We start from the raw sequence: 12163 nt of genomic DNA on the forward strand, positions 1-12163 counted from the left end.
TCGTCCTTTGAAGGCGGGCGTCTCCGCTGTCGTGGAGTTGACCTTTCCCACCTCGCGGTCGAAAGTGAGAGCAAGAAGTGTTCGGCAGAGCACATCGGCAGAGCGAGGAAGGTCAGCCACATGCCCACAGCAGCAGTCGTCCAAGCAGGATCAGTTCCCTTCGACATCGACGCCTCCGTCGACAAGGCGATTCGCCTGATGACCGAGGCTCGCAACAACGGCGCCGAGATCGCCGTCTTCCCCGAGGCATTCATCGGCGGCTATCCGAAGGGCAGCACCTTCGGCGCACCGGTGGGACTGCGCACGGATGACGGGCGCCGACAGTACGAGCGCTACAGCAACGGCGCGGTGACCCTCGACGGGCCGGATGTCGAACGACTGGCTGAGGCTGCCAAAGAACTCGGACTCTTCGTCGTCATCGGGATCATCGAACGACTCGGCAACACACTCTATTGCACCGCACTCATGCTCGACCCCGAGGTCGGAGTCGCGGGCGCACACCGGAAGCTCATGCCCACCGGTTCGGAACGGCTCATCTGGGGCTTCGGCGATGGGTCGACCCTCGACACCATGGATACTCCGCTCGGACGCGTTGGGTCGGTCATCTGCTGGGAGAACTACATGCCGCTGCTGCGACAGGCGATGTATGCGAAGGGCGTGGAGCTCTACTGCGCTCCGACCGTCGATGACCGGCCGACGTGGGCCGCGACGATGACGCACATCGCGCTCGAAGGGCGCACACATGTGCTTTCCGCTTGCCAGTTCATCACTACGGACGCGTATCCCAATGATCACCCGTTCGAAGTGGACCTGCCGTATGGCAGCACGGCCATCCGCGGCGGCAGCATCATCGTCGCACCCACCGGAGAAGTGTTGGCCGGCCCTGTCTATGACGAGGAGACGATCCTCTATGCCGAGATCGATCCGACGGCGAAGACGCGTTCACATCTCGACTTCGACGTCGTCGGCCACTACTCCCGCCCGGACGTCTTCGAACTCACGGTCCGCACCGAGCCAAGGAATTCGGTGAGCTTCGACTGATCGGCTGATCACCCCAACGGGACCGTGAGACCGACCTTTGCGGCGTCCATGACGACCTGGGTGCTGAAGCGGCGGATGTTGTCGTCGCCGAAGAACAACTGCCTCGTCAGCTCCGTGTACTCGGCCATGTCCTGGACCAGGAGGATGAGGATGAAGTCCCACTCCCCGGCCACGAGTGGCACTGTCGGAAGTGGCACTGCCGACGGCGGCACGGCACCGCTGCACAGCCGCGACTTCGACTTCAACGACGCAATCCTCGGTGCGGGGATCGACTTCTTTACCGCACTCGTCACCTCACGCCTGCCCGAAGGGAACCGCTCATGACCACGACAACCGCCGCATGGACCGCCAACGACCGTGACCACAATTGGTCAAGTCCCGACCAGGACGGTGCGGCCCTGAACTTCCACCGCACACTGAACGGCTACGAGCCCACCGCGCTCATCGAACTGCCGGAGCTCGCCCGCGAACTCGGGGTCGCCGCGGTCTTCGCCAAGGACGAGTCGACCAGGCTGGGCATGCCCGCGTTCAAGGCACTCGGTGCCTCGTGGGCCGTCCACCGTGCCCTTGAGGCGGCGCAGGCGGACACCGACGCCGAGGTGGTCACCGCCACGGATGGAAACCACGGTCGTGCCGTAGCCAGGTTCGCCCGGGAGGCTGGTCGTCCGGCTCGCATCTTCGTGCCGGCAGGCGGCATCCACCCGAGCGCTGTCGCCGCGATCCGCGGTGAAGATGCTGAGGTCGTCGAGTTAGAGGCCAACTACGACCAGTCCGTCGAAGCGGCCGCCGACTATGTGGCCGCCAACGGCGGGGTGCTTGTCCAGGACACCGCGTGGGACGACTACGAAGAGGTTCCCGGTTGGATCGTCGAAGGCTACTCGACGCTGTTTCGTGAGATCGACGCTCAGCTGAGTGAGGCCGGCCATCACGCACCGGACCTCATCACCGTGCCGACCGGAGTCGGGTCTCTGCTGCAGGCCGCGCTCGCGCACCACCGGCGGGCGAGCGTCGGCGACGATGCCTCCCGTACGGGAGCGGCCGGCGCCGTGAACACGGCAGTCGTGTCCGTCGAAACGGAAGTGGCGGCGTGCATCGGACCGGGCCTCGATGCCGGGCATCCGGTGACCGTGGAGACCGGGAAGACGATCATGTCCGGCCTCAACTGCGGAACCCCCTCGTCGCTGGCGTGGCCCTTGGTCCGTGACGGCCTCGATGCCGCGGTCACGGTCAGCGACGCTGCCGCGATCGATGCCGCGCATCGGCTCGCCGATCTCGGGGTGGCCGCGGGACCCTGCGGAGCCGCCTCGTTGGCGGGGGTCAGAGAGGCACTCGCCGGTGTGGACGCGGAGTCCCGGCGCCGGCACCTGGGCGTGGACTCAGGCAGCGTCATCGTCCTCACCGTCACCGAGGGCTCCGCAGCGAACCCGGTGCCCGACGCCTGAGGCTGGATGCCTAGGGCACGTCGGGCACCGGGGCTTCGCCGGGATCAGTCCGTCACTCGTTCTCGTCGTCGCGCCAAGACGCCGAGGGCCACATCGATGATGAGGAACACGACGAGGCTGATCCCCACCATCGGCAGGGATATTCCAATGCCGATTCCCGCGACGACGATGACGCCGGTTCCCCACCACGGCGCGTTCAGCAGTGCTCCACGGGGTGGCTTTACCCCACAGCGTCTCGTTGGGTCGTGCTTCGGCCGACGCTGCCACCACATGATATAGCCCCAGACGACCATCGCCGCGATCCCGATGGCGAGGACGAAGAGCACGATCTGGTTGGCCAGCCCGAACAGCGATCCCATGTGCAGGTCGATGCCCCAGCGGGCGAGCTTCGCCGCCAGACCGTAGTCGGCGAAGTCAACGCGATCGGTGACCTCCATAGTCGTCGGATCGAAGGCGACGGCGTCGACCTTCGTGGGATAGTTGCGCTGGATCTCCCGGGCCACCCACGCCGAGTTCGTGTCCGTAGCCGGCAGAATTTCGACCGCTCTGGTGTCGATGTTGACCCCGTGTGCCATGGCCAGCATCATGTCGAAATCGGCCGGGTCGACGTCGGCGGTATCGGTCGTCGACCCTTGTCCTGTGCCGGCCTCGTCGCCGTTGTGCTCGGCGTGGGCGTCATGGCCTTCGTGTCCCTCATGTCCTTCGTGGCCAGAGTGGTCACCGGCACCGCCTGCATCAGCCGACTCCGTGGCCGACTCTCCCGTCAGCTCTGTGGAGATCGCCGGTGTCTCCCAGATCAGTGCCGCACGCAGCTTCGTGACGTTCTCGCCGCCGAGCTGGGACCAAGTGATTCCGGTGGCGGAGAGGAACAGCATCCCGATCGCCGCCCAGATGCCGACCGAGGCATGCCAGGAAAAGGTCCGTCGCAGGCCTGCTCGGCGCTCGATTCCGCCTCTTGAATCAAGCATTGAACCAATGGTACAGTACCAGTATGTCTACAATGCCGCAGACCTCATCGCCCGCCAACGCCCGCACACTCCTGCTCCCCTATGCGCTCGGCCTCATCATGGCCATGCTCATTGTCCAGGTCGTCATCGCCGCCACTGGCGGAGAGGTCACCATCCTCGCCGGGATCCTCACCGCCGTCGTGGCTCTGGGCATCGCAGTATGGCTGTGGCGGAACCGGCGCGTCCTCAAACGCGTGCGCTTCGGAGTCGTCATCGCTCATGTCATCGCGTTCGTCACGGTGAGCACGTCGTACAACTTGCACGCGATCGTTCGCCTCATGGCCGAGGGCGCTGTCGACAAGAGCGCTTCGGACATTGCTCAGGCCGCCCTCGGTGGCTCGTGGTTCGGGGTGACCATCGTCATGAGTGCCCTCTGGGGCTTCGGCCTGCTCATCCACCTCGTCGGCGCGGTCCTCGGCCGCGGCTGGGAGGACTGAGTGTGGCCGTGTCCCCCTCCCCGGAGGAGCAGGAGTGGATCGACCATCGAGTCGACTCCTGGGTTGAGACGTACAAGAAGTCGATGCTCACCCCGGTCACGCTCTCCCTCGTCGCCGAGCATCAACCGGCCGAGGTCTCAACCATCGCCGAGGCGGTCACCGCCGCCACCGGGTGGCAGATCACCGAGCGCGGCCTCTACCGTACGGTAAAACGTCTGCAGGATTCCGGCCTGCTGCAGAGCGCCGCCGTCGCCGCCCCGCGGACCGGGGCGAAACGCAAACTCCTGACTCTGACCCCGCTGGGGGCGAGCTTTCTCGACGGAATCAGGGGCAACCTCGTCGAGGTGCCGGGCGGCTGACGATTCTGACGAGGCTCACCCCTCCAACAGACCCTTGATGTCCGCGGCCGAGATCACCTCGCTGAATGCGCTGCCGTCGTCCATGAGCGCGGTGAAGAGTTCGGCCTTCTTCGTCTGCAGCGCCAGCACCTTCTCCTCGATCGTGTTCTCGGCGACGAGTCGGTAGACCATGACCTGCCGGGTCTGACCGATGCGGTGCGTCCGGTCGACGGCCTGATTCTCTGCCGCAGGATTCCACCACGGGTCGAGCAGGAACACGTAGTCCGCCTCGGTGAGGGTGAGGCCGAACCCGCCGGCCTTGAGGCTGATGAGGAACACGGGAGCGTCGCCCTCCCGAAAGGTTTCGATGACCTTCGTGCGATCCTTGGTCGACCCGTCGAGGTAGACGTAGTCGATCCCGCTGTCCTCGAGTTCGGCCGCCACCGCACGCAGGTAGCTCGTGAACTGGCTGAACACGAGCGCCCGATGACCCTCATCCCGGACCTCGGCGAGGTGGCTCATGAGCACACTGAGTTTGCTCGAGGCGATCCCGGAGTCCGCATACTCGGCGACGATCCCCGGATCGAGCGCGAGCATCCGCAGCAGCGTCAGTGACCGGAAGATCGCGAACCGGTTCTTCTCGAACTCCCCGAGGAGGCCGAGCACCTGCTTACGCTCGCGCTGCAGCACCGTGTCGTAGAGGCGCCGGTGCGCTGGCTCCAGCTCGACCCCGAGTATCTGCTCCTGCTTCTCCGGCAGGTCCGCGGCCACGAGATCCTTGGTCCGGCGCAGCATGAATGGCCGCAACCGCGACCTCAGCCGATCCATCCGCTCGGGAGACTCTCCCGATTCGATCGGGCGGACATAGTCCTCCCTGAAGCGCTTCGCGTTCGGAAACAGTCCCGGCGAGGTGATCGCGGCCAGCGACCACACATCGGTGAGCGAATTCTCCATCGGCGTGCCCGTGATCGCCAGCCGGAACGGGGCCTCGAGTCGCCTCGCCGCGCGGTGCGTCTTCGCCTGGTGATTCTTCATGAACTGGGCTTCGTCGTAGATGAGGCCGGCCCAGTCGAGGGCGGCGAATTCGTCGATGTCGAGACGCATCACCGCATACGAGGTGACGACGATGTCGGCACCGGCGACCGCCGCGGCGACGGAGCGCTTGCGCTTCTTCGCGGTCTCTCCCACCGCCGTCACGCTCAGGTGCGGGGTGAATTTGCGGGCTTCGAGCACCCAGTTCGCCACCACCGAGGTGGGGGCGACGACGAGGAATGGGGCCTGAGTCTCGGTCTCGCTTTCGGTGCGGTCGTGGTCGATGAGAGCGAGCGTCTGCAGGGTCTTGCCCAGACCCATATCGTCGGCGAGGATCCCGCCGAGGCGGTGCTGCCGGAGGAACGCCAACCAGCGGAACCCCTCCACCTGGTAGGGCCGCAGCTGCGCGTTCACGGTGTCGGGCACGGCCACCTCGGCGATCGTATCGAGGTCCCTCAGCCCGCCGATGAGTTCGATCCACTTCGGATCGTCGGCGATGTCGTCGGCGAGATCCTCGAGTTCGTCGTACAGGGCGGTCTGGTAGCGGCTGATCTGCGGGTTCTCCGGCGAGAAGCCATCGAGGGCATTCGCTTCGGTCAGCAGTTCACGCAGACGGCCGAAGGCGGGGTTGTCGAGGGAAAAGAACGATCCGTCGTCGAGGATGAGGTGGGTTTGCTCCCTCGCGAGCGCGGTGAAGAGTTCGACGAAGGGGATCTCGTGGTCATCGACCGTGATGTCGATGCCGAGGTCGAACCAGTCCGAGTCATCGGTCGCCTGCGTGCGGAGGCTGACCTGCGGGGTCGCGTCGAGTTCACGGAATTCCGGGGCGTTGTCGCTGTCGGCGAAGGTAACCGTGACGTCATCAAGTTCTTGGATTCGGGGCAGGATCCGGGTGCTGAAGGTGGCGGCGTCGATGCCGGTCAGGATGGTCGATTCCGTTCGGGCGGCGTCGGGGTCGATGGTGCGCAGGCGACGGAGGACGGCGTGCTCAAACTTCTGGTCGCGACCGCGCACCTGGTCGGACAGTTCGCTGCGATGGGGCACCAAGTGGAATGTCCGCTGTGGCGAGTAGTAGGTCCATGACCAGCTCAGACGCATCGTCGGGGTGGATCGGCCCGGGCCGCGGTCGCTCTTGTCTGCGCCGCCTCTGGCGGACCTGCGCTGGTCGGGGTTGTCGTAGCTGATGTGGAGGTTGAGGTGCGGGGACTTCTCGACGGGCAGGTCCACGGATCCGTCGCTGCTGATGACTCGGTCACCGGGACCGCTATTCGTGGCGCCGAGGTCGGACTTCTTCCCGTTCCCGACTCCCCGGATCCCGCCGCGCCTCTCGGGCGACTTCCGCAGCAGCGGGAGGACGCGGTCAACGAAATCTTCGTGCCCTGGTTCGGGGATCCTTGTGGCCGCGGGCCCTTCGAGAAGGGTGCGCTGTGCCTCGGTCATCGGCTCGGTCAGTGGTGCAAGTGTGACCACGGCCTTCGCCTTGCCCACCATGTCCAGGTGGTACACGCCGCCGAGTCCGATAGGCCGGACTTCGTGAGCCTGCACCGGCTGATCGTCGATGACGACTGCGGACTTGAGCACGAGGTCGTCGTCGCTGCGCGTGACATCGAGCTGGAATTCGGCCCGTTGCCCCAGCCGGATTGCGATCTGCTTGTCGGCGCTGACGAGTGGGATGTCGAGGTCAGCGGCCTGACCGAGCAGCTCCCACAGGAAGGGTGAGCCGAAGTCGTCGAGTCGGATCGTTGCCGACGACTGTGCATGGCCGAATCGGCCGAGCCCGTCGTCGAGGGTGGCCAGTCGGTAGAACCATTCGAATTGGTCGGCGTCGAAGCGCGCGGCGTTGAGTCGTGAGGTGAACCAGTGCCAGCCGGCCTGCCCCTTGATCCAGTTGTTCTTTGCTCCAGGGATCAGCGGCCGGACGTGCACCTGCGGTTCCGCCTCGTCAGGGATTTCAGCGGCCTTGAGTCTCGATGGTGCCCTATTGAAGTAGCTGCGCTGTGGGGCGCGGTGAAGTTCGAAGCCGAGTGCCACGGTCTCGGGCTGCGCGCTCGACCGACGCGAGACCTCGATGATGCGGTCGAGCCGCTGTCTCCATTCCGGTACCCGAACCTGTCTGACTGTCGATCGCCCGCCACCGATGATCGCGCCGAAGTCGGAAGGGTCGACACCCCTGACCTGGTCCGTTTCATCTTCCCCGGGCACGTGACCGTCAAAGTCGTCCATGATCGCGGAGGTCCGCTGTTCGAGCATCTGCTGATTGTTGACGATGACGACCGCTACGCAGTGCTTGCAGTCGTAGCCGACCGGGCAGGTGCAGGCGGTGTCGACGATCTCGACGGGTCCGCCGTCGTCTGAATCATCAAAGGTGATCGTGGTCTGATACAACCCCGCGGAGCCGGCCACATCGGCAACGAGCTGCCGGTCGGATTCGTGCCAGACGGTCCGCAGCACCTGGCCTTTGCGCGCATAGTCTGTGCCGCGCGCGAAGGTTCCAGGGTCGACGAAGGCCTTCAGCTCGTCTTTCGGGACGATGGTCATGGCTCGATCCATGCCACCAGTCTTCCATCTGCAGCTGACATGCGTGGCCAGCCGGCAGCAATGAGGCCCGGCCTCACATCTCTTCGTGCGTCAGGGGATCCCGGTCCTTCATCCGACCGCGCTCGAGTCCGGAGATCGCGGCCACCTCGGCGGGGGTGAGGGCGAAGTCGAAGACGTCGGCATTGGACCGCTGGCGTTCAGGGTTCGCCGACTTCGGGATCGGGATGGACCCGACTTCGATATGCCAGCGCAGGACCACCTGGGCCGGGGTGACATCGTGGGCGGCGGCCGCCTCGGCGATGGGGGTTTCGTCGAAGAGCCCCTGGTCACGGTAGAGCGGGGACCAGCTTTCGGTCTGTACGCCGATGGAGCGGTGGAAGGCGATGAGATCAGCCTGCGGGAAGTACGGGTGGAGCTCGACCTGGTTGACGGCGGGGGTGACCCCGGTTTCGTCGATGAGTTCGGTGAGCATGTCCTCGGTGAAGTTCGAGACACCGATGGACTTCACGAGCCCGCGCTCGCGCAGTTCGATGAGCCCGCGCCAGGTGTCGACGTACTTGCCGACGCTGGGATTGGGCCAGTGGATGAGGTGGAGGTCGAGGTAGTCGAGGCCGAGCCGGGCCAGGGACTCCTCGGTGCTCGCGATCGCCTCGTCGAAGCCGTGGTGGCGGCCGGGGATCTTCGAGGTGACGAAGAGGTCCTCGCGAGCGACGGAGCAGTCGGCGATGGCCTGACCGACCTCGCGCTCGTTCTCGTAGTTCACCGCGGTGTCGAGCAGGCGGTAGCCGACGTTGTCGACGGCACCCACGATGGCGTCGACGCCTTCCTCGCCTTTCATCGCGTAGATACCGAGCCCGAGCTGCGGGATCGCGCGTCCGTCGTTGAGGTCGAGGGTGGGGGTGGGTGAGTTCTGGGCTGAGGAATCTGCTGAGTTCGCCATACCTTCACCCTATGACCGCCGAGGCGGCTCTGGCCAGGGCGTTCACCGCCGGATGCCGAGGGTGAGCTCTTCCTGTGAGAAGACCCTGAGCATCACTCAAGGTGGGTTGTCGCGATATTCTTCCGGTTAATGTGGACGCATGGAGACGACAGTGCGGGCCGCAGCGCGGGGACCTTTTCGCTTCGTCCGTCGGCTCTCGCGCTGGCAGATGGCGATTCTGCTTCCGTGCGCTGCCATGGCGATCGCTCTGCTTCTCCACGTGGCGCAGTGGGTGACCTCCTGGATCTCGACCGCACTCGCCCAGGCACGCGGAGGCGCCGGCGCCTGTTCTGATCTGGTCACGGATTTCGGTGTTGATCCGGATGCAGTGGAAATCATCGATCGCGCCCCATTCGGATTCGTCTGCCAAGCCTCGACCTACGACGGCGGTACGGCGATGATCGAACACTCCGGGGCCACCTCGGCGATGTTCATCACCTCGGCCGGGCTCGCGGCGCTCGGCTCCGCTGTGCTCCTCGGTGTGCTGCTTGCGTTCACGGTGACCCGACTGCTCGCTTCGGCCCGATCCCCTCGGGGTGACGGCGGCGTGGATCGATGGGCACTGCTGCTCATCGGGATCGGGGTCTTCGTGCTCCCGCTGATGATGGTCGGCCAGCGCCTCCAGTGGTATGCGAAGTCGGACGGATTCGGGATCTGCCCGGAGTCCGTCAGCGGCAACGATGTGCTCGGATTCTCCGTCACCGCCGACTATCTCCCGCCGAGCCTGACCTGCTCAGGCGACACCGTCACCGGCCAGGAGTTCTCCGTGACACAGTACGGGTTCCCCTTCTACGGGTTCCTCGCCGGGCTGGTCCTGGCGGCGGTGGGGTTGGCCGTGCTCATCATCGTCAGGGTGCGGTCGCGGAGGCGTAAGGGCGCTGAGGTGTGAGCTCGGATGCGCTCAGACGATTAGTCCGACGGGTTCCTTTCCGTCGAGTACATCGATGACGGTTCGGGCTGCGGCGATGCCGACGCGCTCTCTGGCTTCGACTGTCTGACCGGCCAGGTGGGAGGTGATCCAGACGTTGTCGAAGTTCCGCAGCGGGTTGTCTTTCGACATCGGTTCGGTCTCGAGCACATCGAGGGCGGCACCGGCGATCTGGCCACGTTCGAGCGCGTCGACGAGAGCGGCCTCGTCGATGAGTGACCCGCGGGCGGTGTTGATGAGGAACGCGGTGTCCTTCATCGCCGCGAGCCGGTCGGCGTCGATCATCGGGGTGCCGGCCGCTCGGGCATGGAGGGTGAGATAGTCGGCGGCCGCGACGACGGTGTCGACGTCGGCGAATTCGATGCTCGGGCCCGCCTCGGTGTCGGGGTGGGAAGTGCCGACGATGACTTTCATGCCCAGAGCTGCACCGATTGCGGCGATTGCCTTGCCGCTGGGCCCGTATCCGATGACGCCGAGGGTCTTGCCGCGCAGTTCCGTGCCTGCGATGCGTGGCCACTGACCGGCGTTGGTGCCGGCGATGACGTCACTGAAGTGTTTGGCGCAGTTGAGCATGAGAGCGAGCGTGAGTTCGGCGACGGCGTGATGGTTGACGCCGGGCGTGTTTGCCACGCGAATGCCGAACTCCTGGGCCGCGGTGGTGTCGACGGAGTCGTATCCGACTCCGCTGCGGGCGAGGATCCGGAGGTCGGCCGCCTCGGCGAGCATGTCACGGGTGATCGGTTCGCTCGCAACGATGGCACCGACGGCCCCTTTGAGGAGATTGCGCTGTACATCCTCGGTGCGTCGACCAGCCGCCGGGGAATACACGGGATCGAGCCCGTTCTCCCGCAGCAGCCGGTCGACGCTGTCGCCGGGCTCCAGGTAATCGGTGGTGATGACGATGCGACGGCTCATGATGGTGAGCCTATCGCGGCTCTCACTTGAGTGCGCCGAGTACCTCGTTGAGCGCCTCGGTGGCCGAGGGGTGGGTGTAGATCGTGTCGCGCAGCTCGGTCGCGGTGACGTCGTGGCGCATGGCGAGCGCCACGGTATTGATGACCTCCTGTGAGTGCACATGAACGAGGGCCGCGCCGAGGACGAGGTCCGTTTTCGCGTCGACGACGAACTTGACGATTCCGCGCGGGTCGCCTTCGATCTTCGCCCTCGGCGCTGCGGCGATATCGGCCTGCAGCTTCGCTCCGACCTTGATCTCATAGCCTTCGTCGCGAGCGGCCTTCTCGGTCAGGCCGACGCGGGCGACGGGCGGGGTGAGGAACATTGTGTACGGAACGGAACCGCGATCCTTCGTCGACCGCTTCCCGTCGCCGAGGAGCTGATCGGCGAGGATCCGATTGTCGTCCAGCGAGATGTAGGTGAACATCGGTCCGCCGTTGACGTCGCCGAACGCGTACACGCCCTCGGCGGAGCTGCGCAGGTACTCATCAGTGACGATGAACCCGCGATCATCGGTGTCGATGCCGGCCTTCTCGAGGCCGAGGTCCGCAGTCGCGGGTTTGCGTCCGACGGCCAGGAGGACCGCCTCGGCATCGATGGTCTTGGTCTCACCGCCCACCTCGTAGGTCACGGTCGCGGCGTCAGCGCCGTCGTCGACTGCAGTGACGGAGGCGTCGTTGACGATGGTGACCCCGTCGTCGGCGAGAGCCTGGGCGACCACGTCAGCGACATCGTCGTCTTCGTTCGCTAGCGGGCGGGGTCCGCGGTCGAGGACGGTGACCTGCGAGCCGAAGTGGGCGAACATCGATCCGAACTCGAGTCCGATGTACCCGCCGCCGACGATGACGAGGCGTTTCGGGAACGGGTCGACGTGCTGCAGCGATTCGGAGTCGTGGATGCGGCCGCCGAGCTGGGCACCGTCGATGGGTGGGATGTTTGCGACGGATCCGGTGTTGACGACGACGGTGTCGGCGGTGATCGTCATGGTGTCGGCGCCGCCGGTGACACGGACCTCGCGTTCGCCGGTGAACTCGGCGTGGCCGTTGACCAGCAGCACCGAGTCGAGGTCGGCGAGCATCGAGTGGTTCTTCTTCCGCATCGCCCCGGTCAGGGTGTCGCGGCGTTCGACGGCCTTGGCGAAGTATTCGTCGACGTCGTCATCGGCGCGTTTGTTCTCGGCGTCGTGGACGAGGATCTTCGTGGGGATGCAGGCGATGTTGATGCAGGAGCCGCCGATCATCATCTCCGACTGTTCGACGACGGCGACCTTCTTGCCGGCGCGAGCCATTGTTCCGGCCAGGGTCTTGCCGCCCTTGCCCCAGCCGATGACGAGGAGGTCGACGTGTTCCGTGTGGTCGGCTCCGGTGGGGGCGGAGGAGGAGGGAGTGGTTTCGGGCGAGGTGGCCTGCTGTGTCACTGTCTCTGTGGTCATGCTCTGTCCTCTCGAGTCGGTGCCTGTCAATGTAC

11 protein-coding genes are annotated in these 12163 nt (G+C 65.6%); 5 read left to right on the forward strand and 6 right to left on the reverse strand.

Annotation, left to right across the window (positions count from 1 at the left end; translation table 11 throughout):
* The first annotated feature begins 120 nt into the window (after positions 1–120).
* A complete protein-coding gene (locus tag ACTIIH_RS00185; protein WP_441449961.1) occupies positions 121–1041 on the forward strand; it encodes a carbon-nitrogen hydrolase family protein in 921 nt (306 codons plus the stop codon).
* An 8-nt stretch (positions 1042–1049) separates the two neighbouring features.
* Here the strand turns inward: ACTIIH_RS00185 and ACTIIH_RS00190 are convergent, their stop codons facing one another.
* Positions 1050–1223: an Lrp/AsnC ligand binding domain-containing protein gene (locus ACTIIH_RS00190; RefSeq protein WP_441449962.1), complete on the reverse strand. Its 174-nt coding sequence runs from the start codon at positions 1221–1223 to the stop codon at positions 1050–1052.
* Positions 1224–1361: 138 nt separating this feature from the next.
* On the opposite strand from ACTIIH_RS00190, the gene ACTIIH_RS00195 reads away from it, so the two are divergent.
* Positions 1362–2483 (forward strand): pyridoxal-phosphate dependent enzyme, encoded by a 1122-nt coding sequence (locus tag ACTIIH_RS00195; RefSeq protein WP_441449963.1) that lies wholly within the window; start codon positions 1362–1364, stop codon positions 2481–2483.
* A 44-nt stretch (positions 2484–2527) separates the two neighbouring features.
* Here the strand turns inward: ACTIIH_RS00195 and ACTIIH_RS00200 are convergent, their stop codons facing one another.
* Entirely contained in the window at positions 2528–3451 is a 924-nt protein-coding gene (locus tag ACTIIH_RS00200; protein WP_441449964.1) for a PepSY-associated TM helix domain-containing protein, read from the reverse strand.
* Between the two features lie 23 nt (positions 3452–3474).
* On the opposite strand from ACTIIH_RS00200, the gene ACTIIH_RS00205 reads away from it, so the two are divergent.
* Both ACTIIH_RS00205 and ACTIIH_RS00210 read left to right on the forward strand, forming a co-directional pair.
* Positions 3475–3927 (forward strand): hypothetical protein, encoded by a 453-nt coding sequence (locus ACTIIH_RS00205; RefSeq protein WP_441449965.1) that lies wholly within the window; start codon positions 3475–3477, stop codon positions 3925–3927.
* 2 nt (positions 3928–3929) lie between these two features.
* Complete coding sequence (locus ACTIIH_RS00210) at positions 3930–4286, forward strand: helix-turn-helix transcriptional regulator (RefSeq protein ID WP_165770348.1); 357 nt, start codon at positions 3930–3932, stop codon at positions 4284–4286.
* A 15-nt stretch (positions 4287–4301) separates the two neighbouring features.
* Here ACTIIH_RS00210 and ACTIIH_RS00215 read toward each other — a convergent pair whose 3' ends face one another.
* Positions 4302–7847, reverse strand: a complete 3546-nt coding sequence (locus tag ACTIIH_RS00215; RefSeq protein ID WP_441449966.1) for a DEAD/DEAH box helicase — start codon at positions 7845–7847, stop codon at positions 4302–4304.
* 61 nt (positions 7848–7908) lie between these two features.
* Positions 7909–8775 (reverse strand): aldo/keto reductase, encoded by an 867-nt coding sequence (locus ACTIIH_RS00220; RefSeq protein ID WP_127363612.1) that lies wholly within the window; start codon positions 8773–8775, stop codon positions 7909–7911.
* Between the two features lie 139 nt (positions 8776–8914).
* Between ACTIIH_RS00220 and ACTIIH_RS00225 the strand changes: the two genes are divergently transcribed.
* Positions 8915–9703 (forward strand): hypothetical protein, encoded by a 789-nt coding sequence (locus tag ACTIIH_RS00225; RefSeq protein ID WP_096168350.1) that lies wholly within the window; start codon positions 8915–8917, stop codon positions 9701–9703.
* 12 nt (positions 9704–9715) lie between these two features.
* Here ACTIIH_RS00225 and ACTIIH_RS00230 read toward each other — a convergent pair whose 3' ends face one another.
* Together ACTIIH_RS00230 and ACTIIH_RS00235 are read right to left on the reverse strand one after the other, a co-directional pair.
* Entirely contained in the window at positions 9716–10657 is a 942-nt protein-coding gene (locus ACTIIH_RS00230) for a phosphoglycerate dehydrogenase (protein ID WP_096168351.1), read from the reverse strand.
* 22 nt (positions 10658–10679) lie between these two features.
* The gene (locus ACTIIH_RS00235) at positions 10680–12128 is read right to left on the reverse strand and encodes a dihydrolipoyl dehydrogenase family protein (RefSeq protein ID WP_441449967.1); all 1449 of its coding nucleotides are present in this window, start codon (positions 12126–12128) and stop codon (positions 10680–10682) included.
* Positions 12129–12163: the final 35 nt, after the last annotated feature.

The sequence above is a fragment of the Brevibacterium sp. genome (genome assembly GCF_052105255.1).
Lineage (GTDB): Bacteria > Actinomycetota > Actinomycetes > Actinomycetales > Brevibacteriaceae > Brevibacterium > Brevibacterium linens_B.